Source organism: Salinicoccus luteus DSM 17002 (assembly GCF_000712035.1).
Classification (GTDB): domain Bacteria; phylum Bacillota; class Bacilli; order Staphylococcales; family Salinicoccaceae; genus Salinicoccus; species Salinicoccus luteus.
The window spans coordinates 197,938-221,362 of sequence record NZ_JONV01000006.1 but is presented as its reverse complement, the minus strand read 5'-3'; the positions used below and the strand labels follow the sequence as shown (position 1 = coordinate 221,362).

24 protein-coding genes and 2 tRNA genes are annotated in these 23,425 nt (G+C 50.3%); 3 read left to right on the top strand and 23 right to left on the bottom strand.

Annotated features, from left to right (window positions below):
* Positions 1-13 precede the first annotated feature (13 nt).
* From clpX to BO53_RS0101255, 10 genes are all read right to left on the bottom strand, one after another.
* Positions 14-1,270: an ATP-dependent Clp protease ATP-binding subunit ClpX gene (gene clpX / locus BO53_RS0101300; RefSeq protein WP_031544625.1), complete on the bottom strand. Its 1,257-nt coding sequence runs from the start codon at positions 1,268-1,270 to the stop codon at positions 14-16.
* A 145-nt stretch (positions 1,271-1,415) separates the two neighbouring features.
* Positions 1,416-2,699, bottom strand: a complete 1,284-nt coding sequence (tig, locus tag BO53_RS0101295; RefSeq protein ID WP_031544623.1) for a trigger factor — start codon at positions 2,697-2,699, stop codon at positions 1,416-1,418.
* Between the two features lie 89 nt (positions 2,700-2,788).
* The gene (locus BO53_RS0101290) at positions 2,789-3,733 is read right to left on the bottom strand and encodes a hypothetical protein (RefSeq protein WP_031544621.1); all 945 of its coding nucleotides are present in this window, start codon (positions 3,731-3,733) and stop codon (positions 2,789-2,791) included.
* Positions 3,723-4,340: an NUDIX domain-containing protein gene (locus tag BO53_RS0101285; RefSeq protein ID WP_031544619.1), complete on the bottom strand. Its 618-nt coding sequence runs from the start codon at positions 4,338-4,340 to the stop codon at positions 3,723-3,725. Before BO53_RS0101285 ends, BO53_RS0101290 begins: the two co-directional genes overlap by 11 nt.
* Before the next feature lie 206 nt (positions 4,341-4,546).
* The gene (locus BO53_RS0101280) at positions 4,547-6,964 is read right to left on the bottom strand and encodes a molybdopterin-dependent oxidoreductase (protein ID WP_031544617.1); all 2,418 of its coding nucleotides are present in this window, start codon (positions 6,962-6,964) and stop codon (positions 4,547-4,549) included.
* Positions 6,964-7,407: a hypothetical protein gene (locus BO53_RS0101275; RefSeq protein WP_031544615.1), complete on the bottom strand. Its 444-nt coding sequence runs from the start codon at positions 7,405-7,407 to the stop codon at positions 6,964-6,966. The genes BO53_RS0101280 and BO53_RS0101275 overlap by 1 nt, the downstream gene beginning before the upstream one ends.
* A 166-nt stretch (positions 7,408-7,573) precedes the next feature.
* A tRNA-Arg gene (locus BO53_RS0101270) sits at positions 7,574-7,647 on the bottom strand.
* 51 nt (positions 7,648-7,698) lie between these two features.
* A tRNA-Arg gene (locus BO53_RS0101265) sits at positions 7,699-7,772 on the bottom strand.
* Positions 7,773-7,870: 98 nt separating this feature from the next.
* Complete coding sequence (locus tag BO53_RS0101260) at positions 7,871-8,422, bottom strand: GNAT family N-acetyltransferase (RefSeq protein WP_031544613.1); 552 nt, start codon at positions 8,420-8,422, stop codon at positions 7,871-7,873.
* A gap of 47 nt (positions 8,423-8,469) precedes the next feature.
* On the bottom strand, positions 8,470-8,826 hold the full coding sequence (locus tag BO53_RS0101255; RefSeq protein WP_031544611.1) for a thiol-disulfide oxidoreductase DCC family protein: 357 nt from the start codon (positions 8,824-8,826) through the stop codon (positions 8,470-8,472).
* A gap of 48 nt (positions 8,827-8,874) precedes the next feature.
* Between BO53_RS0101255 and BO53_RS0101250 the strand changes: the two genes are divergently transcribed.
* Positions 8,875-9,108 (top strand): hypothetical protein, encoded by a 234-nt coding sequence (locus BO53_RS0101250; protein ID WP_156956070.1) that lies wholly within the window; start codon positions 8,875-8,877, stop codon positions 9,106-9,108.
* 6 nt (positions 9,109-9,114) lie between these two features.
* Here the strand turns inward: BO53_RS0101250 and BO53_RS0101245 are convergent, their stop codons facing one another.
* The 13 genes from BO53_RS0101245 to zapA all read right to left on the bottom strand — a co-directional run bounded on the left by BO53_RS0101245 (position 9,115) and on the right by zapA (position 22,023).
* Positions 9,115-9,603, bottom strand: a complete 489-nt coding sequence (locus BO53_RS0101245) for a YfcE family phosphodiesterase (RefSeq protein ID WP_051682962.1) — start codon at positions 9,601-9,603, stop codon at positions 9,115-9,117.
* Complete coding sequence (gene rdgB, locus BO53_RS0101240; protein WP_031544605.1) at positions 9,581-10,210, bottom strand: RdgB/HAM1 family non-canonical purine NTP pyrophosphatase; 630 nt, start codon at positions 10,208-10,210, stop codon at positions 9,581-9,583. The genes BO53_RS0101245 and rdgB overlap by 23 nt, the downstream gene beginning before the upstream one ends.
* Before the next feature lie 12 nt (positions 10,211-10,222).
* On the bottom strand, positions 10,223-11,020 hold the full coding sequence (gene racE / locus BO53_RS0101235; RefSeq protein WP_031544603.1) for a glutamate racemase: 798 nt from the start codon (positions 11,018-11,020) through the stop codon (positions 10,223-10,225).
* Positions 11,013-11,456 (bottom strand): MarR family winged helix-turn-helix transcriptional regulator, encoded by a 444-nt coding sequence (locus BO53_RS0101230; protein ID WP_031544601.1) that lies wholly within the window; start codon positions 11,454-11,456, stop codon positions 11,013-11,015. The genes racE and BO53_RS0101230 overlap by 8 nt, the downstream gene beginning before the upstream one ends.
* 87 nt (positions 11,457-11,543) lie before the next feature.
* Positions 11,544-12,308: a succinate dehydrogenase iron-sulfur subunit gene (sdhB, locus tag BO53_RS0101225; protein WP_031544599.1), complete on the bottom strand. Its 765-nt coding sequence runs from the start codon at positions 12,306-12,308 to the stop codon at positions 11,544-11,546.
* The gene (gene sdhA / locus BO53_RS0101220; RefSeq protein ID WP_031544597.1) at positions 12,308-14,077 is read right to left on the bottom strand and encodes a succinate dehydrogenase flavoprotein subunit; all 1,770 of its coding nucleotides are present in this window, start codon (positions 14,075-14,077) and stop codon (positions 12,308-12,310) included. Before sdhA ends, sdhB begins: the two co-directional genes overlap by 1 nt.
* A gap of 15 nt (positions 14,078-14,092) precedes the next feature.
* The gene (locus tag BO53_RS0101215; protein ID WP_031544595.1) at positions 14,093-14,719 is read right to left on the bottom strand and encodes a succinate dehydrogenase cytochrome b558 subunit; all 627 of its coding nucleotides are present in this window, start codon (positions 14,717-14,719) and stop codon (positions 14,093-14,095) included.
* Between the two features lie 128 nt (positions 14,720-14,847).
* Positions 14,848-16,617 carry an excinuclease ABC subunit UvrC gene (gene uvrC, locus BO53_RS0101210; protein ID WP_031544593.1) on the bottom strand — a complete coding sequence of 590 codons (1,770 nt, stop codon included), beginning with the start codon at positions 16,615-16,617 and terminating at the stop codon, positions 14,848-14,850.
* Positions 16,618-16,671: 54 nt separating this feature from the next.
* Positions 16,672-16,986 carry a thioredoxin gene (gene trxA / locus BO53_RS0101205; protein WP_031544591.1) on the bottom strand — a complete coding sequence of 105 codons (315 nt, stop codon included), beginning with the start codon at positions 16,984-16,986 and terminating at the stop codon, positions 16,672-16,674.
* 180 nt (positions 16,987-17,166) lie between these two features.
* Entirely contained in the window at positions 17,167-19,494 is a 2,328-nt protein-coding gene (locus tag BO53_RS0101195; protein WP_031544589.1) for an endonuclease MutS2, read from the bottom strand.
* A gap of 10 nt (positions 19,495-19,504) precedes the next feature.
* Positions 19,505-21,199, bottom strand: a complete 1,695-nt coding sequence (polX, locus tag BO53_RS0101190) for a DNA polymerase/3'-5' exonuclease PolX (RefSeq protein WP_031544587.1) — start codon at positions 21,197-21,199, stop codon at positions 19,505-19,507.
* 28 nt (positions 21,200-21,227) lie between these two features.
* On the bottom strand, positions 21,228-21,761 hold the full coding sequence (locus tag BO53_RS0101185) for a CvpA family protein (protein ID WP_031544585.1): 534 nt from the start codon (positions 21,759-21,761) through the stop codon (positions 21,228-21,230).
* Positions 21,762-21,765: 4 nt separating this feature from the next.
* Positions 21,766-22,023 carry a cell division protein ZapA gene (gene zapA, locus BO53_RS0101180; RefSeq protein WP_031544583.1) on the bottom strand — a complete coding sequence of 86 codons (258 nt, stop codon included), beginning with the start codon at positions 22,021-22,023 and terminating at the stop codon, positions 21,766-21,768.
* Positions 22,024-22,059: 36 nt separating this feature from the next.
* On the opposite strand from zapA, the gene rnhC reads away from it, so the two are divergent.
* Together rnhC and BO53_RS0101170 are read left to right on the top strand one after the other, a co-directional pair.
* On the top strand, positions 22,060-22,830 hold the full coding sequence (gene rnhC, locus BO53_RS0101175; protein WP_084184819.1) for a ribonuclease HIII: 771 nt from the start codon (positions 22,060-22,062) through the stop codon (positions 22,828-22,830).
* Between the two features lie 73 nt (positions 22,831-22,903).
* Positions 22,904-23,368 (top strand): S-ribosylhomocysteine lyase, encoded by a 465-nt coding sequence (locus tag BO53_RS0101170; protein ID WP_031544579.1) that lies wholly within the window; start codon positions 22,904-22,906, stop codon positions 23,366-23,368.
* The last annotated feature ends 57 nt before the right edge of the window (positions 23,369-23,425 follow it).

Below are 23,425 nucleotides of genomic sequence, written 5' to 3'. Positions count from 1 at the left end.
GCTCTTTCAGATATTATGCACTTTTTCGGTTCAACTGGATCTCTTCGCCGTTTTCATCAAACAGCAATGGTTCTGCTTCTTCTTCGATCGTAGCTCTTGTGATCTTCACCTTGCGGATGTCTTCATTGGAAGGCACATTGAACATGATGTCCACCATGCGCTCCTCGATGATCGAACGGAGGCCACGTGCACCTGTTTTCCTTTCAATCGCAAGTTCACTGATGGCATTCAGTGCGTCCTTGTCGAATTCCAGCTCCACATTGTCGATCTGGAGCATCTTCTGATACTGTTTGACGAGCGCATTTTTCGGCTCTGTCAGAATGGAATTGAGTGCATCGACATCGAGTTCTTCAAGATAGCTGATGATTGGCACACGGCCGATGAATTCTGGAATCAGGCCGTAGCTCTGGAGATCGTCCGGACGGACCTTTTTCATGATCTCATCTTTGTCGTTTGACTTTTCGGATGCACCGCCGAATCCGATGACTTTCTCACCGATACGTCTTTTGATGATTTCATCCATACCGTCGAAAGCCCCACCGAGGACGAAGAGGATGTTCTTCGTATCGATCTGGATGGATTCCTGGTTCGGATGTTTCCTTCCACCTTGTGGCGGAACGCTTGCCGTCGTTCCTTCGAGAATCTTAAGAAGTGCCTGCTGCACGCCTTCACCGGAGACATCCCTTGTGATGGAAGTATTCTCGCTCTTACGTGCAATCTTGTCGATTTCATCGACGTAGATGATGCCCTGTTCAGCACGCTCAACATCGAAATCTGCTGCCTGGATCAGACGGAGAAGGATGTTCTCGACATCGTCACCCACATAGCCTGCTTCCGTCAGACTTGTTGCATCCGCAATGGCGAAAGGCACGTTGAGTGTCCTTGCCAGCGTCTGGGCGAGCAGTGTCTTACCGCTTCCTGTCGGTCCAATCAGCGCGATGTTACTCTTCGAGATTTCCACGCCGTCTTCCTGGTTCTGGTTGATACGTTTATAGTGGTTATATACAGCCACACTCAGCGCACGCTTGGCATTGTCCTGCCCGATGACATAGTCATTCAGCGCTTCAAGTATTTCCTGTGGCTTCGGTATTTCTGTAAACACTTCCGTCTTTTCGGACTTCAGCTCTTCTTCGATGATTTCGTGACAGAGTTCGATACATTCGTTGCAAATGTAGACACCACTGCCTGCGATCAATTTCTTCACCTGTTCCTGGTCCTTACCACAGAAGGAACAAGTGAGATTTGTGTCGTCTTCATTAAATTTAAACATTTTCAACACCTCTTTTTTCATTCCTGTAAAATATACTAGAAATCATCATTAAAATCAAATATACAGTCTCGGAACTTCATAAAGCTAAGAGCTCTGCAACGGCCTGTTGCAGAGCTCCTGATTCACTTGTACTCTTTTGCTTCCATTACTTCTGTTTTCTGTTATCTACAAGTACGTCGATTGCCTTCTGTACTTTGAGGTCATCCTGGAGCATGGAGAGGTCGCCAAGAGTGGATTTGATATCTTCCACTTTGATGCCGAACTGTTCGCTCATCTTTTCAAGCTCTTTGTCCATGTCCGCTTCCGTCACTTCGATGTCCTCGTCAACAGCAATCTGTTTGAGCACGAGGTTCGTACGTACACGTTTCTGTGCATCGTCCTTCATCTGTTCGCGGAGCGCATCCTCATCCTGGCCGGAGAGCTGCTGGTACATCTCCATGTTGATGCCCTGTTGGGAGAGGCGCTGTTCAAACTCTTGGAGCATCCTGTCCGTTTCAGTCTTGACCATCGCTTCCGGCACATCGATTTCTGCATTTTCAGCAGCCTGCTCGATAAGCTGTTCCTTCATCGTTACGTCCGCTTCGTTTTCCTTCGCTTCTTTAAGGTCTTTTTCGAGCTTCTCTTTCAATGCGTCCACAGTCTCAACATCCTGATCGAGTTCCTTCACGAGAGCGTCGTCGAGTTCAGGAATCTCCTTGGATTTCATGCTGTTGACTTTGACTTTGAAAGTCGCTTCTTTGCCAGCCAGCTCTTCTGCATGGTATTCCTCAGGGAAAGTGACGTTGACGTCCTTCTCCTCTTCAACACCCATGCCGACTACCTGTTCTTCGAAGCCTGGGATGAAGCTGCCGGAACCGATTTCGAGTTCATAGCCTTCAGCCTGGCCGCCTTCGAACTGTTCGCCATCTACATAGCCGTCGAAGTCGAGGTTGACGACGTCTCCCTCTTCAACTTTTCCATCTTCCTTAACAACCATGTCAGCATGTGCTTCAAGCATGTTGTCGATTTCCTTCTGAACATCCTCTTCAGTCACTTCCGTGTCAAGCTCTTCAGCTTCAAGCCCTTTGTATTCGCCGAGCTTCACTTCAGGTTCCACGATGACTTTCGCAGTGAAGATGAGGTCTTTGCCTTTTTCCATCTGTTCGATGTCCACTTCAGGCTGATCCACAGGATTGATGTCTGCTTCATTTACAGCTTCTGTATAAGCTTTTGGAAGCAGGATATCCAGCGCATCCTGGTAAAGGGATTCTACGCCGAAACGCTTTTCGAACATTTGACGTGGCACTTTGCCTTTTCTGAATCCTGGAATGCTTACATCTTTCGAAACTTTCTTGAATGCTTCATTGAGAGCACCGTCAACTTCCTTTGCAGGGACTGTGACAGTCAGAACTCCTTCATTACCCTCTTGTTTTTCCCACTTTTGAGACATATTCTTATTCCTCCGTTAGTCCATGATTTCAATCAACCAATATAGTATAACATATCACTTTTTCATATCCAACATTTGATTTCTGTCCTTCATCCCCCGGCAATCGTCTGCTCAAGGGACCGGATCCAGGAGACGGCCTCTGCATCGGCTGCGTGTTCATACTCTATGTTCACCATGCCGAGTATCTCCTCCAGATAGGCGTCCACCAGGACGTCTGCCCCAAAGGGCGGCTCGACCGGATAGCAGTACAGCATATGGGACATCAGCATGGCAGCTGCCGACTCGGCAAACTGCGGCATCCTGTCCTCCACCTCATCCATGACGCGCCCGCTCACCAGCCTGAATCCCCCGGATGCTTCAAGATCCGGCAGTTCCCGGGGGATGACGTCGAGCTGTTCACCCATCTTACGGATGGTGAGCACCTCGCCATCCCCGATTGTCCTCAGATAAAGAAGCATGAAAGTCAGCAATTCATGGTTCTTTTCCCCGGCAGCCGCTTCCCGGATGAGTTTTTGGTACCGATCATCCGCCTCTTCGATGATCCCCTTCAGGAAATCCATCCGCTCATAGGGCTGCATATCCCGGTAATCGTGCCTGTCGACTTCCGGTGCTTCGGGAATGATGGCCGCCTTCTTCTCATCAATTGCCTTCTTCGCCCTGTGCCGGAGTGCCGCCACCTCAATCCGGAACTCATGGGGAATCTCCTCTTTCATGAGGTGGTCGGAGAATTCAACCACCTCGAAATACCGCTCCTGGCTCAGAAGTCCTTCGAGCAGATGGCGCATGTGCACATCATAATGCCCCCGTCCCGCGTTCATCTGGAGCAGTGCATAATCAATGATTTCGTCATGCTTCCCGATGGCGGAGAGCGCCCTGTAGAACTGCTCGACAACTTCAATGGGCGGTTCCCCCAGTTCATCGTATCTTCTGAATTTGGCGACGAACGCCTCATGGTCACCGTTCTGGTGATCGGTCTCCATATCCCGCTTCATCTTGCCGAGAAACCGCTGGTGCGAAATGATCTTATCGTCCATAGGCATCCCTGATGATGAGTTCGCTCCATGATTCGTAAGGCGATCTTTCAGACAGCTGGTCATCCCGTTCCCAAATCAGTTCCAGTGTGTCTTCTTCATGCGACGCGACATCCGCTTCCTCGACCGTCACCTTGAATACGACACCGATATGGACACGGCCCACCTCATTGTCATCGTCATTGATTAGACCAACGATCTCTATATCTTCGAGCTGTTCCTGGGATAGGCCCACCTCCTCAGAAAGTTCCCGGCCTGCATTGATATAAAGTTTCTCCTCAATACCGGAAGCATCCGGCACATCATTCATGTGACCGCCGACCCCAATCGACAGCATACCGTGCAGGCGCGCCTCACCACCGCCATTCAGGCGCTTGTAGACGAGTGTTTTACCGTTGTCAGAAGTAATGATGACATAACCGATCAGCTGCTTGTACGCCGGATCCTCCTCCATGTCGCCCCGCCGCTTTACTTCGAACTCGGGAAAAGCCGAAAGAATGTTTTCGTACCTTCTATCGTTCATACCAATAAAACCATTGAAGGCATCCGCCTCATTATTAAAAAGAACATCTCTCGGTACTACGAGAATAGGTTCGTCAAATTTGTTCATCATAATTCTCCTTTATGTGAATTCATAACAATTTTATAGAAGGGGGCTTTGTTTGTAAAACAAAAAATCTTTCATCTGCATACAGTGAAAATCGATTTTGATTGGAAGTGGTATCACAAAAAGACCTTCCACAAGTCAGGCACACTTGCGAAAGGTCTCCGATCGTCAAAGTATTGGTAAATTAAGTTCGTCCATATGCACTTGTCCTAACGATGCGGCATATAAGGCACCAAGGGAGTATTGACTACTGAAATTGGAATTTCAATTGAGGCACCCACTTCAACATCATAAGGGGTTGAAAAATTGTTGGCAGCCTGCAGTTCTTTTGCTGTCAGACCATAGTTGGAGGCAATATCCTCCAGGGATTCCTCCGCCTTCACCTTGTATTCATTTCGTATCTTCTCAATTTTGCACGCTGACTGCTTATAGGTCGGCTGCTTTGAGATTGGATCGACGAAGTCATTGGTAAGGCTGTTTGCAGATTCTTTCTTTTCCAGGTTACCGAAGTGGAAAGGCACGAACAGCAGTCCTTTCTGAACTGTTTCTCCAATCCGGGCCGGGACTTCAATTTCGCCCCGTGGAGAGGAGATGCGTATGACTTCACCTTGGATGATTCCTAGCGCCTTGGCGTCCTCGGCATGAATTTCAACATAGTTGTGCGGAGCTGCCATATGCAGCATCGGCGCACGTGCCGTCTTCGTTCTTGTATGCCAGTGCCATACCGAACGGCCAGTCGTCAACCACATCGGATACTGGTCATTCGGCTGCTCAAACGGTGGCAGATGATGCGTTTCGTGGAGTATCGCTCTGCCCTCTGCGCCGATTTCCTGAAATTCTTCTTTCGACAGCGCCCGCCCGGTAAACTGGTCCTTGCCGAAGACTTGGGCATCATCCACTGTTGTGTGGAATTTATAGTCGGAATAAAGCCTCGGTGTGCCTGTAGACTTTTCATCCGGCACAGGCCAACGCATTCCGTTTAATGATTCCAGACGTTCATAGGTGATGCCTGTCATATCACAAGGACGCCCTTTGGTAGTGCCCTTGAACTCCTCAAAACATTCTTCTGGCGTAGAGTATCCGACCAGCGGCCGCCCATCCTTATCCTTGAACCCCATCCTTTTTGCAAAGTCCACAAGGATTTCAAAATCAGATCGCACGCCCTCTGGTGGTTCCACTGCTTTTCTTGAAATGGTGACAGTTCTGTCGGCATTCTCCATCGTTCCTTCCTTTTCGCCCCACATGGCAACAGGGAGAATGACGTCAGCCACTGCCGACGTTTCCGTCAGGAACGGATCCTGTACGACAACAAACACGCTTTCCAGTGCTTTTTTTACACGGTGGCGGTTCGGCAGGGAAACAAGTGGGTTTGTACCAATATTCCAGAAGAAGCCGACTTCTTCCTTTTCTATATGGGTGATAATCTCCTCAATCCCTTTTTCCGGACCAGCAGGAAGCGAATCCTGATCCACATTCCACAATTCTGCCATTTCCTTCATATGTGCAGGATTGGTCGGATTGCGGTGGGCCGGATAAGTGCCAACGCCACCAGCCGTCCGGTTTGCCGAGGAGCTTGGCTGACCGGCTGTATGGAGCGGGCCACAGCCCGGTTTGCCGATGAGGCCACGAATCAGATGGAAGTTGTTGATGGCAACACAGGCTTTTGTCGCCTCCGCACTCTGAAAGGCACCCTGGAGTGTCGTCGATACCAGTGATGGCGTATCACACATGACTCTATAGAACTCCTTGAGCTGATTTTCCGGTATGCCGGTGCTCTCAGCTGTTTTTGCGAGCGTCCATTCTTTTACTGATTCCTTCATCTTTTCGTAACCGACCGTATGGGCTTCGACGAATTCTTTATCCACTTTATCCTGTTCGATCAATGCGTTGATCAGACCGTTCATCAGTGGAAGGTTTGCGCCCGGGGTCAACTGCAGGTGCAGATCCGCTTCTCTTGCCGTCAGTGTCTTCCGCGGATCCACCACAATAAGATATGGTTTCCCTGTCCGTACTTTGCGTTCCATGATGCGTTCAAACAGCACTGTTCCCGATTCCGCAACATTATGGCCGAACAGCATCAGTGTCTCCGCTTCGTCGATGTCATCGAAAGAAGCCGGTGTACCGTCCGCACCGAATGACTGCAGCAGTGCAAATTCGACAGTAGAGGTGCACAGTCTGGTATTCGCATCCAGCAGGTGGGTCTGCAGTCCAGCCCGCCCCACTTTGGCAATTGTATAATAATCTTCAAAGAAGCCCTGCCCTGTAGAGTAGATGCTGACACTATTATTACCTTTCTCTTTAAGGGACTGCTTCGCCTTATCTACAACCAACCGCATCGCATCCTCCCAACTTGCAGGCTCGAGTTCACCGGAGGCATTCCGGATCATGGGTGTCTTCAGACGGTCCGGCGCGTTATTGGCATGCCATTGATTCTCCCCCTTCGGACCCAGTCTGCCACGGTTGATAGGGTGCTCCCCATTCCCTTTTACACCTACAATCTTGTCATCCTTAACAGCAACATAACAGCCGCAGCCGACTGAACAGAGGCCACATGTGCTGTACACCCATTTGTCCACTTCGCCCTGACTATATACATTCTGGTCGATTCGTTCATGTTTCCAGCCCATCAGTTAACTCTCTCTTCCGGTAAGTAGAATGTTGGTATAAAGTATTTGGTCGTCGACTCTCCATATTCTTCGTCCAGCTTGGAGGCAATCTCAATCAGGTCATCCTGCATGACGCCGAGCTTTTCCTTTAACGATTCCATCAGCTCTTTTGAAGGATTGTCATCTTTGTAACCGATCCATCCCGTCGCACGTCTCCACTCCGCAAAATAGGGATTCACTTTCTGGTTTGCATGGAACAGGGCAGAACAGTTGGTCTTGATATCCTTAAGCCCAGTCTCCCCCTCTTCAAACTCCTCTATGAGTCTCTCAAGCATAGACTCTTGTTCTTCAAGACACTTACGAAGCAGCACGACAAGCGGATGCTCAAACGGTTCAATATCTTCAAGAACCTTCCGATTATCATCCAGAATTTCAGAAAATAATTCCTCAAATTGATAACTCAATCGACATGTCCCCTCTCCGTATTTTTACTTAAGAATTCCCTTTATTTGAAAAGTAAAACAATTATTTATCTCCTGTTTACCCCAGCAGAAAATTTCTATCAATAAAAAATCCCATAGCCCTCGCGGCTATGGGATTTCTCATAATATACTGCTTTTCTGGAAAATACGTCCCAGGAGGGAGTCGAACCCCCGACCTACAGCTTAGGAGGCTGTCGCTCTATCCTGCTGAGCTACTGGGACATCATATGGATGATAAAAAAAGGAACCCCACTCAAGGGGGTTCTTTCATAACGTCCTGGGAGGGATTCGAACCCCCGACCGATAGCTTAGAAGGCTATTGCTCTATCCGGCTGAGCTACCAGGACTGAATCGGACAAATACAATTATAATCAAAATGCCCCCTCTAAGTCAAACACCTATTTAAAATAATTCATGTTTTATTACACCACGGAAGATTCCGTTTTTAAAACTTGTTTGAATCGTACTCCCTTTTCAGCTGCCGGTACATGATGCAGTCGTGATAATGGTCGTACAGGAACTCGTAGTCGGCGAGTACAGCTTCCTTTGTGAAACCCATCGCCTCGGGCAGTGCCCGGCTCCTGTAGTTGTATTCACCACAGATGATTTCGATACGGTTCAGCTCAAGTGTATTGAACCCGTAATCCACAAGCTTTTCGACCGAGCGCCTGACGATTCCTTTGCCCTGGCCTTTCTTCGAGATCCAGTAGCCGATCTGTCCGCGCCTGCTGAGGGAGAATATTTCATTATATCCGCACATGCCGACGAACTCACCTCTGTGGAATATGCCGAGCTGCAGACCCGTACCGTTATCGATATCTTCCTGCCATACTTTTATCACTCCGATATAGTCTTCCGGGCTTGTCATGTAGTCGACCCATGGCAGCCATTTCCTGAGATGGCCACGGTTCTGGTCCACTGTAGCGAAGACCAGTTCCCTGTCCTTCTGCTCCATGGCCTTCAGTTCGATATCTGCATCCACTTTTATTCTCACCATATTATGATCCCTCTGTCATGATTAGTCGCTGGTGCCCACCTGGTGCCCTACGTGATGATCTTCCTTCTCACATCCGGGTCGATGGTGCATGACATCTTTTCATTCAGCCGATACCGGTTCTTCGCAACCAGCCGGTAGAGCGCGTTGCGCCAGCAGACCGGAATGGCCTTCAGGAGGCGTATGGGCCGGAAACCTGTCGTGTCGGCCGCCACTTCGATGATGGCATCGGAATGGAGGTACATGTCATCCGAATAGTATACGACGGAGTCGATCTCCTCGGGAACGATGCCATCGAGTGCCTTTATGGAGCTGAAGCGTATGACATCCTTCCGGTCCAATGCAGTGATGGTCTTCGCAAAACGGTTGCATATGATGCAATCGTCATCGAAATACAGTATATTCATATTTGACCCTCCCGAGTCATAAATTTGTTGAAAGGATGCAGAATGCCGATGAAGAACACAGCCAGAATATTTCTCGCAACCTATTTCACCGCCCTGTCCATACTCTACTTGACCGGACGTTATACAACATTTGAAATGCACCCTTCAATCTTCGCCGTCGCATCCATCGTACTGCTCCTCTTCATATGGTCTGTCATGCGCTACGGACAGGAGCAGGGCGTGATCGAATGGACCATGCTTGTGCTTACTGTACTGATGCTTGCGGCGGTTCTGGCCGGTTAGAACAGCCTAAAGCCCATCAAGATCGATCTCCTTCAGGACTTCATGGTTCCTGTCCAGGAAGGTGACGATGTTGCTGGAAGTATCAAGCACTGCATAGGATTCCTCCAGTTCACCCTTCGAATTCGAAATGCTCCCCGGGTTGATGCAGTAGACATCGCCCACTATTTCAGCCTTCGCCACGTGTGAATGGCCATAGAATGCATATCTCGCTCCGTACTCCCTGGCACGGTCCGCCAGCACCTCCCGGCCCTTCTTTATATCGTAGAAGTGTCCATGTGTATAGAACACACCCGATTCTTCATGATGCCCTTCCACGGGATAGCGGCTGTCCGTGTCCACATTTCCCCGGACACGCTCAAAATGCACCATTTCGGTATCATCATAGTTGAATTCGCTGTCCCCGAGATGGATGTTCAGGTCACCTGAGTTCCTGCCATAGGCCTCATATACGATTCCCTGTTCACCGTGGTTGTCACTTACGATTAAAATCTTCATTCCTATCATCCCCATCATAGCGTATTAGTACATCGAATACTGCCGTATCTTCCCTCAACCGATCCAATGCCTTTCTTCTATGGCTTATTTCCCCTTTTTCTTCAGCGCTAACCATGCCGAGCAGTCTGCCGTCCTCCGTCCTGAAGAGCGGGTCATATCCGAATCCGCCCCCGCCCTGCGGTGATTCCAGAATCTCACCGTACAGTTCCCCGGCATATGTCCGCGTTTCCCTGCCCGGAATCGCCAGGGCGATGACACATGTGAAATGTGCACCGCGGTCTTCGACGCCGTCCAGTTCGGACAGAAGCTTTCTGTTGTTCTTCCCATCCGTTGCCTCCGCTCCTGCAAACCTCGCAGAGTAGACGCCGGGAGCCCCGTCCAGAGCATCGACGCTCAGCCCGGAGTCATCGCTCAGGACCGGCATGTTCAGCTCTGCTGATGCTGCCTCAGCCTTCAGGATGGCATTGCCCCTGAATGTATCCTCAGTCTCATCAACCGAGAAATCGGGCAGGATCTCCTTGATTCCGATGATTTCATCATCCGGAAAAATCGCCTTGAAATCTTTTATCTTCCCTTCATTGCCGCTGGCGACCACTATTCTGACCATGCTTCATTCCTCCTACAGTTCAATTTGTTCCATCGAATAGTCCATGAACGGCATCCAGTCCTTCAGGATGTATTCGAACCTTGAAGTCTCCCCGTTCACTATCATCAGGTGCTGCGGTTCCGATCCGGGTGGCGCATGGGACTGGAGCAGTGTCAGTATGGCACTGGCCTCACGTGCAGTTTCATACCCGGAATCGATCACTTTCTTCCTGCCATGGAAATAGTCCTTGATTTCATCAGCAAGCAACGGGTAGTGGGTGCATCCCAAAATGACGGTATCCGCCCTGGAGTCCCACAGGTGCTTCAAAGTCTGGTGGATGACGATGCGCACCACCACCCTGTCCTTATACCGCAGTTCTTCTACTAGGGGGACGAATTTTGGACAGGCGGTGCTCTCAACCTTGAAATTGCGGTTGATATGACGGATTGCGTCCGGGTAGGCCCCTGACTCTACGGTCCCTTTGGTCGCCAGCACGATGACATTCTGATTCGAGCTGTTCTGTATCGCACTTCTTGCGCCCGGTTCTATGACACCGAGCACCGGGATGTCATATCTTTCTTTCAGGGTGTCGAGTGCCGCTGCCGTAGCAGTGTTGCAGGCCACGACGAGCATCTTTATGCCCCGCTCCACAAGGTGGTCGGCAACTTCAACGGTGAAGCGTCTGACCTCCTCCATCGGACGGTTGCCGTAGGGACATCGATCCAGATCCCCGAAATAGACGATCGATTCATCCGGCAGCTGCCTCATGATTTCCCGTGCCACCGTCAGTCCGCCGACGCCTGAATCCATTACGCCGATCGGTTTATTCATGGCTCCGTTTCTCACTTTCATGCAGAATCGATTCCAGAATGACTGGAAGCATCTCCTTTTCATCGGCTGAGAGATGCGCCGTAATCTCAGAAATATAGGAGACGCGCTTCGCGATGACCTCCTTGATGATCTGGCGGCCCCTGTCCTGCATCAGCACCAGCACGATCCTTTTGTCCTTTTCATACTTCTGCCTTTTTACGAACGCCCCATTCTCAAGCTTGTCGACGATATCGGTAGTTGTGGAATGCGCAAGATCCAGCCTGTTCGACAGTTCCCCGATGGTGATGCCCTCCTTGTCATCCACCCATTGGAGGGCGACGAACTGCAGAGGGGACAGTTCATATTTCTTCAGTATTTCCCGGCCATGGCTTTTGACATGGGCGGATATGTATCTGATCGATTTTTCTATGGATATGATGGATTCCCTATCACTCATTGACCCCAGTCCTTCTCGATTATTTCTTCCATTATAACGTACTTGAAAATAAAAAAATAGGAAGAGCAGCGCTCTTCCCATTTTGGATTATTCAACTTCGTGGTCGCTTCCGAAGAAGGACTTGAACATGTGGAAATTTGTTTCCCTTTGCATGGCAGCAATGGAAGTGGTGAGAGGGATGCCTTTAGGACATGCCTGCACACAGTTTTGTGCCATGCCGCATTCCGCAACACCGCCGACACCCATCAGGGCGTCCAGCCTTTCATGCTTGTTCATGCTCCCTGTCGGGTGCAGGTTGAACAGTCTGACCTGACTGATCGGTGCAGCACCCATGAACTTGGAACTGTCATTGACGTTCGGGCATACTTCAAGGCATACACCGCATGTCATGCATTTTGAAAGCTCATAGGCTGTCTGGCGTTTCTTTTCAGGCATGCGTGGTCCGGGACCAAGGTCGTACGTACCATCGATCGGCACCCATGCCTTTACGCGTTTCAGGCTGTCGAACATGAATGAACGGTCGACCTGAAGGTCTTTGACTATAGGGAATGTGGACATCGGTTCCAGCTTGACCGGCTGGTCCAGCTGATCGATCAGTGCTGTACACGACTGGCGTGCATTGCCGTTGATGACCATTGAACATGCACCACAGACCTCTTCGAGACAGTTCATGTCCCAAGTGACCGGTGTCGTCTTTTCACCTTTTGTATTGACCGGATTCCTCTGAATCTCCATTAATGCACTGATTACATTCATGTTCTCGCGGTATGGAACTTCAAACTCTTCCCAGTATGGCTTCGACTCAGTATTTTCCTGACGCTTTATATTGAACTTTACTGTCTTTTCACTCATTACTTTTTAGCACTCCCTTCCGACTTTGCAGAGTAGTCTCTTTTACGAGGTGGGATGAGGCTTACATCAACATCTTCGTATTCGAAGCGTGGCGCTTCGGTTGGACCTTCGAAATATGCTTTTGTCGTCTTGAGCCATTCCTCATCATTACGCTCAGGGAATTCGGGCTTGAAGTGGGCGCCGCGGGATTCATTTCTGTTATATGCACCGATGGTGATTACACGCGCCAGTACAAGCATGTTCCAAAGCTGGCGTGTGAAGAATGCCGCCTGGTTGCTCCACTTCTTGGTGTCATTGATATTGATGCGCTTATAGCGCTCCATAAGTTCGACAATGCGTTTGTCCGTCTCGAGCAGCTTGTCATTATGACGCACTACAGTGACGTTGTCCGTCATCAGTTCGCCGAGTTCCTTATGGATGACATAAGCATTCTCATCGCCGTCCATACTCATGATGTTATCGAATTTTTCCTGTTCGGCCTTTGCATGCTTCTCATAGATGGCGTCATCGAGATCTTCAAAGGAAGAGTCGAGACCTCTGACATATTCGATGGCATTCGGCCCTGCGACCATGCCGCCATAGATGGCTGAAAGCAGCGAGTTCGCACCCAGTCTGTTTCCACCATGTTGGGAATAGTCGCATTCCCCGGCTGCAAACAGTCCTGGAATATTCGTCATCTGGTCGAAATCCACATACAGGCCACCCATTGAATAGTGGACCGCCGGGAATATCTTCATTGGAACCTTGCGCGGATCGTCCCCTGTGAATTTCTCGTAGATTTCGATGATGCCGCCGAGCTTGACATCAAGCTCATGTGGATCCTTGTGCGAGAGGTCGAGATAGACCATGTTCTCACCGTTGATGCCGAGCTTCTGGTTTACGCAGACATCGAATATTTCACGTGTTGCGATATCCCTTGGCACCAGGTTCCCGTAGTCTGGATACTTCTCTTCAAGGAAGTACCACGGCTTGCCATCCTTATATGTCCAGATGCGGCCACCTTCACCACGGGCGGACTCACTCATCAGCCTGAGTTTGTCATCACCAGGAATTGCTGTCGGGTGGATCTGGATGAATTCACCGTTTGCGTAGATTGCACCCTGCTGATATACGACCGATGCAGCAGACCCTGTGTTGATCATGGAGTTGGTGGATTTTCCGAAGATGATTCCCGGTCCGCCTGTAGCCATGACCACAGCATCCGATTTGAATGTCTGGATTTCAGCGTTTGTCATCTGCTGTGCCGTAATTCCGCGTGCACGCCCCTCGTCATCGAGGACCACACCGAGGAACTCCCAGCCCTCGAATTTGCGGACCAGACCATCCACTTCATATTTCCTGACCTGCTCATCCAGTGCATATAACAGCTGCTGTCCTGTTGTTGCCCCTGCATATGCAGTTCTATGGTGGAGCGTGCCACCAAACCGTCTGAAGTCAAGCAGACCTTCCGGCGTCCTGTTGAACATGACGCCCATCCGGTCCAGCAGGTGGATGATCTTTGGTGCAGCTTCCGTCATTGCTTTGACCGGAGGCTGGTTGGCCAGGAAGTCCCCACCGTACACTGTGTCATCAAAGTGGATTGCTGGAGAGTCGCCTTCACCTTTCGTGTTGACTGCTCCATTGATTCCACCTTGAGCACATACGGAGTGAGAACGTTTTACGGGCACAATTGAGAACAGGTCTACTTCGGCGCCTGTCTCAGCTGCTTTTATCGTTGCCATCAATCCGGCGAGACCGCCACCGACAACGATGATTTTATCATTAGCCATTCTGTCCACTCCTTATTAAATAAATGCCAGTATTGCTTGTATGCCGATGAAGCTGACTACCACAAAGATGATAGCCGATACGTAGCTCATCACACGCTGTGACCTGTCGGACTGTGTGAAGCCCCATGTCACCATGAACGACCATAGACCATTGGCGAAATGATATACAGTCGCGATGATGCCGATGATGTAGAACACCAGCCATGCCGGGTTCGTAACAATCTGATGTACCATGTCAAAATTGACCTCTTCACCGAAGAACACCTGTACCCGCGTCTGATAGACGTGGATTGCGATGAAGACAAAAGCGATTACGCCACTGATCCTCTGAAGAGAGAACATCCAGTTTCTGTATGTACTGTGCCAGCCGTAGCCTGCGCCTCCGATATTATACTTGGCAGTAAACGCTATATAGATACCATAGATGCCGTGGAATAGAATCGGAATATAGATTATGAAAATCTCCAGGAATAGTACAAAAGGCAGGTTGCCCATAAACTCTGATGCTGTGTTAAACGCTTCTTCGCTTCTTGTTGCAGTGTGGTTGACCAGCAGGTGCTGAATCAGGAAGACACCTAGTGGAATTACTCCCAACAAAGAATGAAGGCGCCTAATCGCAAAACTTGAATCTTGTTTCGACACTCGAATTCCCCCCTAACTCTCCAATGAAATAAGTTTACACAACCACTATTTTACTCTCAAGGTATGCATAAATCAAGGTAACTTGGAGCGTTGAACAAAAAAAGATTGTGAAAATTCAAACGTGTCGATTACGCATTCAATGCCTCCAAAATCCTTTTGGCGATCGGCGCCGGAATCCCTATTTCTGTGAAATCTTCTATTTCCTTTTCACTCATCCTTTTAATGGATCCGAAATGACTCAACAATTTCTGCTTCCGTTTCGGACCAACACCGTCGATATTGTCGAGCTTCGACGATATCGTAGTTTTGCGCCTTGTATTCCTGTGGAAGCTGATGGCAAACCGGTGCACTTCATCCTGAATCCTCTGCAACAGATAGAATTCCTGCGAATTCTTCTTCAGTGGAACGATGGCGGCCTGGTCCCCATAGAGCAGCTCCGCCGTCTTGTGCTTCTCATTTTTTGCAAGGCCCGCTACCGGAATGTCCAGCGACAGTTCATCCATCAACACGGACTTGACCGTGTTCATGTGCCCTACACCACCATCGACGATGATGAGGTCGGGCAGCGGGAGTCCTTCTTTCAGGACCCGGGTGTATCTGCGTCTGACCGCTTCTGCCATCGATGCATAGTCATCCGGCTGGTTCACGGTTCTTATCTTGTACTTTCGATAATCCCGCTTGCTCGGCCGCCCATCCACGAAGGCTACCATAACACTGACAGGGTCGACCCCCTGGATGTTCGAGTTGTCGAAGGCCTCGATGCGGACGGGTGTTTCTATATTCAATATTTCACCAAGGGACTCTATTGCTTTTACCGTCCTTGCTTCGTCCTTCTCAATCATCTCAAACTTGTTTTCGAGGGCGATTTGGGCATTCTTGGTTGCCAGATCCACCATTTCCCTCTTCTGCCCCCTTTTCGGCTGTACTACCTTCACCGGCAGGTATTCATCGATGATTTCATGTTTCAACCCCTGGGCGATATGGACTTCCTTCGGCAGGAGATTTGATTTCAGGTCATAGAATTGGGCGATATACCGGAAAAACTCTTCCTGTACATCATCATTTACAGGGAACATGTCCGCCTTCTTCTCGATGAGGTTGCCATTTCTGATCAGCAGCACGGAGACGGCCATCCATCCTTTGGAGACACTGTAGCCGAAGCAGTCCCTTGCGGTCATATCCTTGGTCATCATCTTCTGCTTGTTCATCGTCGCTTCGATATGGCCAAGAAGGTCACGGTATTCCTTGGCCTTTTCAAACTCCAGTGCTTCGGATGCGGCCTCCATCTTCTCCTTCAGTTCATCGGTGATCTGTTTCGTATCGCCGTTCAGGAACCGTGTGATGCCATCAATCATCTCCTTGTACTGCTCCTGCTGCACATCGTAGACGCAAGGCCCGAGACACTGGCCGATATGATAGTAGAGGCACAGCCTGTCCGGCATTGTGTTGCATTTTCTGAGGGGGTATATCCGGTCCAGCAGTTTCTTCGTCTCATGCGCACTGTAGGCGTTCGGATAGGGGCCGAAATAGGTGCCCGTTGAAGGTTTCACCGTCCTTGTAACGATGAGCTTCGGATGCTCTTCCTTCGTGATTTTGATGAATGGGTAGCTCTTGTCATCCTTGAGCAGGATATTGTACCTCGGATAGTGCTTCTTGATCAGATTGAGTTCGAGCAGCAGCGACTCGACTTCGGAACTTGTCACTATGAAGTCGAAGTCCGTAATCTCCTTCACAAGCCGCATCGTCTTCTCATCATGTGCACCTGTGAAATATGACCGCACCCGGTTCCTCAGATTTTTGGCTTTGCCGACATAGATGACGATCCCATGCCGGTCCTTCATCAGATAGCATCCCGGTTCTGTCGGCAGCACCGACAATTTCAATTTGAGTTCTTCCATAATGATCCCTCGACATTTCATGATAAAAAAGCCGCCCGAAGGCGGCTATATTAATTATGCATGTTTTTCAATAAGTGAAACGAGCTGTTCCTTCGGTTGGAAGCCGACCACTTTGTCCACCGGCTGTCCATCTTTGAACAGAATCAGTGTCGGGATGCTCATGACTTCGTATTCGCTGGCTGTCGCCTGGTTGTCATCGACATTCAGCTTGGCGATGTCCGCTTTCCCTTCGACATCCTGTGCCACTTCTTCAAGGACTGGTGCAATCATTTTACAAGGTCCGCACCAAGGCGCCCAGAAGTCCACCAATTTGATGCCGCTTCCCACTTCTTCTTTAAAATTCTGGTCATTCACTTCTATAATAGCCATTTAAAATACCTCCATTGGGTTGAATTATGCATCAAGTATAGCATGAGGATATATTTGTCCTCAATTTTACTGCTTATGCGAAGAACATCAGATAGACGATGCCGCTCAAAAACATGAGGACGCCCACTGCTATCAGTATCTTCGCCAATTTATACATATCAAAATTATCCATTCGGACACCTACTTCATTTCAACTATGGTCACTCCGAAGCCGCCTTCACTCGGCATGCCGCCCCTGAATGATTTCACTTTGGAATGGGATTTCAGGAACTGCTGCACGCCTTTCTGCAGTGCGCCCGTCCCCTTTCCGTGAATGATCTCCACTTCATTATAGTTTGAGAGTATCACCTGATCAAGGTACCTGTCCAGCTTCTGGAGGGCCTCCTCATATCTTTCCCCCCTGAGGTCGAGCTCCCTCTTCACTGGGGACTGGCCGATCCGTCTGGAGACCGTCCGCTTCGGCTTCTCCTTCTTGCGCCGCTTCACTTCATCCTTGCCGACCTTCATTTTGATGATGCCCATCTGGACGGTGACGGAATCGTCCTTCACTTCGATCACTTCACCCTTCTGGCCATAGGAGAGCACATCCACTTCATCGCCGGGCGATATCTGCTCCACCTTGTCTGCCCGCTCCTTCTTGCGTATATCCTCCTGATGGTAGCTGTCGGACAGCGCCTTCTTCTGGTCGATCAATTCATGTTCCTGGATGTCGGCCCCGAGTTTTTTCATATCCTCAAGCGTGCGGATGATATCGTCCGCCTTCGCCTCGGCATCCTTGATGACCCGGTTCGCCTTCTCCCGCGCCTCTTTCCTGAGTTTTTCCTTATATGCTTCATAGTCGTTCATATAGGATTTCAGGTCATTATGGAGTTTTTCCGAGTCCTTGAGCAGCTGATGCGTTTCCCGCTCGTTGTCCTGGGCGGTCTTCGTATGCCGCTCAAGAGCCGAGATCATGTCGTTGACATCATTGGAATCACGGCCTGCAAGCTTTCTTGCCCGTTCGATGACCGTCTCGTCGAGCCCAAGCTTGTTCGATATTTCAAAGGCATTGGACTTGCCGGGGATGCCCATCAAGAGACGATAGGTCGGCGACAGTGTTTCGACATCGAACTCCACACTGGCATTGATCGTATCCTCCCTTGTATAGCTGAAGGATTTCAGCTGCGGGTAGTGTGTCGTCGCCACGACCGTCGTTTGTTTACCGAGCAGATATTCCAGAATGCTGATGGCCAGTGCTGCGCCCTCTTCAGGGTCTGTACCTGCACCGAGCTCATCCAGCAGCACGAGACTCTTTTCGTCCGCTTCATCCAGTATGCCGGTGATGTTCGTCATATGGCTTGAGAACGTCGACAGCGACTGTTCGATCGACTGCTCGTCACCGATATCACTGTACACCTTGTCGAACAGGCGGAGGCGGCTGCCGTCACGGGCCGGTATGGGAATGCCGGCCTGGGCCATCAGCACACTGAGGCCGATGGTCTTGATCGTTACGGTCTTGCCGCCGGTGTTCGGGCCGGTGATGATGACGGCCCGTGTATCCTCATCCATCGCTATGTCATTCTTTACGACTTCATCACCCGGAATCAGCGGGTGGAAGGCAGCGGGCAGATAGATGCCGCCCGAGGCCGCCACTTCCGGCTTCGATCCACGGACGCCCGCGCCATACTTCGCTTTGGCGAAGACCATGTCCATATGGTGCAGGGCGTCATCGGTCATGCTGAGTTCCGAAGCAACTTCAGCCACCTCAGAGGACAGCTGATAGAGGATGCGCTCGACTTCCGACTGCTCTTCGTCCCTCAGCCTCTGGATCTGGTTGGTCATCTGTACGACTGCCATCGGTTCCATATAGACCGTCTGTCCGCTTGAAGACATATCGTGGACGATGCCGTTGAATTCACCCTGGTGCTCCACCTTGACCGGTACCACATACCGGTTGTTCCTCATCGTGATGAGGCTGTCGGACAGCTTCTTCTGGTTGCCGCCTCGGATGATGTCGTTCAGGCGGTCCCGTATCCTGCCCTCCTCGGATTTGATCTTCCTTCTTATCCGGAGCAGCGCTTCCGATGCATGGTCCAGAACCTGGCTGTCATCACAAGTCTCCGTAATCCGACGGTACAGGAAATGGATGTCGGGCAGTCCATTGATGTAGACCGGCAGGTGGGGCAGCATGACCTCGTCTTCCTCGAAATCGTTGAATACAGCATTCAGGGCATGCTTGCGGCTGAGCATGGACCTGATTTCATTGAGTTCCGCCACACCGAGCATGCTGCCGATCTCCGCCCGCCTGACATGCCTTTTGATGTCCGTGATGCCGCCGAGTTCAACCGGTCTGTACCTCAGCATCGTCGAAGCATCATCCACTTCATTGATCATCTGCAGCACTTCTTCGAGCTCGGTCGATACGATGTCTGCGTTGATCTGCTTTTTAGTCTTCCCACTCTCTGCGAACGCAGAAACCTGGGAGAGTATCTTGTTGAACTCCAATGTATTTATCGTTCTTTCATTCATAGTAAACCCTCTATTTTCCTTTTTTGACCCACTCTCTGAACTGCTCCCGAGAGAGGGTGTTGATCACTTGATTCTTTTCTATCAGACCCTTCTGCAGGGTTGCCACACCATAGTCCATGAATTCCAGATGGCTGGAATGGTGTGCATCCGTATTCACCGTCAACATGAGCCCCGAGTTCCTGATGACATCCGATGAAAGGTCGAGGCGCCTCGGGTTGGCGTTCACTTCGAGCACGGTCCCTGTCTCCTTCGCCATCTGGACCAGTTTTTCCATATCCACGGCATAGCCTTCCCGCCTGCCGATCAGCCTGCCTGTCGGATGGGCGATATGCCGGACATGGGGATTCTCGCATGCCGCCTGCAGACGATGCATGATCTCATCCTCGGTCTGCTGGAAACTCGAATGGATCGCGGCGATGACATAGTCGAGTTCCCCGAGCATATCATCCGGAAAGTCCAGCGTGCCATCTTTGAGTATATCCATCTCTGTTCCGGTGTAGATGTCTATTTGCGGATATTCCGGCCTGAGCGCCTTTATCTCCTCGATCTGTTGGCGCAGACGCACCTCATTCAGGCCGTTTGCTACACGCAGGCTTTTCGAGTGGTCTGTGATGACCATGTATTCATAGCCTTTGGCAATGCACGCCTCCACCATCTCGCGGATGGAATAGGCGCCGTCGCTGTAGACCGTATGCATATGGAGATCTCCGCGGATGTGATCCATCGTCACGATGGCATCTACATCGATATCCGTCTCTTCTCCCGTCTCCCGCATTGCCGGCGGGATGTAGGGCAGATTGAAATGGCCGAAAAACTCGGCTTCAGAATCGAACGTAAGTACCTCACCGTCCTTCTCCACGCCATATTCACTGATCTTTTCCCCTCTGCCTTTGGCGATCTGCCGCATTTTCACATTATGGTCCTTGGAGCCCGTGAAATGATGCAGCGTCGTCGCGTAGGCTTCAGGCGTCACGAAACGCATATCGACACCAATCTGGTCCAGATCGTGTTCGATTACTACGGAAAGCTTGCGCTCCCCTCTGGCGACAACTTCCTGCACAAATGGCAGGCCGATGAACGTTTCCGCCACACCGGCTGCATCTCCGGTCTCCACGATGAAGTCGAGGTCCCTGCTCGTTTCCTTGAAACGCCTGGCGCTGCCGGCATTATCATAGCGGCTGATGCCTTCCATCTCCTCGAATGCCGCTTCGATGAGGTGTCTGAACTGCTGTACCTTTTCGATCGGATACCGCTCCGGACGTGTGAGGAGGTCATCGATGGCCTTGGAGATGTTCTCCTCCGTCTTCTTGCCGAAGCCGCTCAGTTCACTTACCCGGCCTGCTTCACATTCCGCCTTGAGTGCCTCCAGGGAGACCACCCCGAGTTCCTTGTGCAGCTTCGCAATCTTCTTCGGCCCGAGCGTCGGCAGTTTGAGCATCTGGATGAGCGGTGCCGGAACTGATTCCTTCAGTTCCCCGAGCACAGAGGACTCCCCTTTCTCGACGTATTCGGTGATGACTTCGTTGACCCCTTTGCCGATGCCCTTTATTTCGGAGAAATCTTCGATTTCGGCAAGCGACCTCGGATCCCTTTCGATCGCCCCGGCCGCCTTCCGGTAGGCGGAGACCTTGAACGGATTTTCCAAAGACAGTTCCATATATGTTGCTATCGTCTCAAGCAGATTGATGATATCTTTTTTAGTCATAATGTCCTCCAAAAAAAGAGCCATATCGCTATGACTCAGTTTGTAACCATTCTATGAATTTATCGGAAATGACGAAGGTGTTGTCCATCAGGAACTGTGCAAACCCTGAGTTTTCCATCATCGCCTGCACACCTTCAAGCGGCACTACAGCAGCCATCATCAGGAGCACGACCAGTATATAGATCATCTCGACCAGTCCAAGCGCTGTACCCAGGACATCACCGATGGTGCCGAATGCGTTGACCTGCTGCAGGTAGTCGAACGCACTGACGATCAGCTGTATTACAATTTTTGCCACGACGAATATCATGAAGAATGCAACCATCTTATAGAAGGCGAATTCCGCGTTGCCCACTTCCGGCAACAGCGGATTTGTAAGCGTCTCGGCAGTGGATGGGTATGGCATCACCATATCGAAGCGGGAGGCAAGTTTTTCATAGTTCAGGGCAGAAATGATGATGGCCGAAATCGTACCGATCAAATGAAGGAGCTGCAGAATGATGCCCCTGCGGTAGCCGATGACCATCCCTATGAGGAGCAGGATCAGTAATAGTAGCGTCATGACATCAATTACCCTGCTGGTCCAATTCTTTCAATAATGCCTCATGCTTTTCAACCAGCTTCACATATTCGTCCATGACATTCACTGCTGTAAGCACTGCTTTCCTGGTGGTATCAAGCCCTGCACTCTTCATACCGATCTCCTTGATCTTTTCATCGACGAGCCTGGCCACATAACGGATGTGCTCCGGATCATCTTCGCCGACCAGCGTATACTGCTGATCATTTATTTCGACAGCAATGCGGTTTCTGTATTCTGCCATCTGACATTGCCTCCCTATCAAAAGTTTCAGCTCTTTATGTTATCATTAATTTATTATACTTATCCACCAGTGGTTATACAAGTATATGCATACGAAAAAAACATAAAGGAACGGTTAAATATGAATTATGACCAACTGAATACGATTGGCAGCGATGAGGCGGGTGTCGGGGACTACTTCGGTCCGATGACGGTATGTGCCGCCCATGTCCCAGCTGAAAAAGTGGCACTTCTCAGGGAGCTCGGCGTGAAGGATTCCAAAAACCTCTCCAACGGGACGGTCAGGAAGCTGGCCCGCGACATCATCCATATCGTCCCCTACTCCCTCGTCATACTGGACAATCCATCATACAATGAAAAGATAGATGCGGGATGGAACATCGTCAAATTGAAGGCGGTACTCCACGACCACTGCATCCGCAATGTATATGAAAAGCTTGATAGCGGGGTGCAGCAGGATGTCCAGGCGATCGTCATCGACCAGTTCACGACGGAGAACGCCTACAGGAAGTATGTCCCCGAGCCGTTCAGGCCGGAACTGATCCATCAGGAGACGAAGGCGGAGTCCAAATCGATTGCCGTCGCCTGTGCCAGCATACTTGCAAGGAGCAAATACCTGGAGCAGATGGAGAACCTGAACCGTCATCTGAAAACCGAGGTGCCGAGGGGGGCCAGCGGGAAGACGGATGCCTTCGCAGCAAAGATTGCAGGCAGGCACGGTATGGATTACCTCGACAATATGACGAAGAAGCACTTCAAGTCCAGACAGAAGGTGATGGACCTGCTCAGGCAGAAAAGGTCCATGTAGGTTCCATTCGTTTGAGAATCAATGGATTTTCATTTATTATGGGAATAATCAATCAGTTAAAGGAGTCTTTAAAATGCCGAAAATGAATGTCGAAAGCTTCAATCTCGACCATACGAAAGTCGATGCGCCCTACATCCGCCTCGCCGGGAAGAGCGAAGGTGAGCATGGGGACGTCATCTATAAATACGATATAAGGTTCTGCCAGCCGAACAAGGAGCATATGGAGATGCCGGGCCTGCACTCGCTCGAGCACCTGATGGCAGAAAACATCCGAAACCATCATGACAAGGTCGTCGACCTGAGCCCGATGGGCTGCCAGACCGGTTTCTACCTTGCCGTGCTGAACGATGATGACTTCGACCATATCCAGGAAGTGGTGGAAAATACACTAAATGATGTGCTCGAAGCAGATGAAGTCCCTGCATGCAATGAAGTGCAGTGCGGATGGGCGGCGAGCCACAGCCTGGAAGGTGCCAAGGAGATTGCCAGGGACATGCTTGCCAAAAAAGATGGCTGGGATGTTGTATTCGCCAAATAGACATGAAAGCCGAATGGACATGAAAAGGACGATCACATTTTTAATGTGATCGTCCTT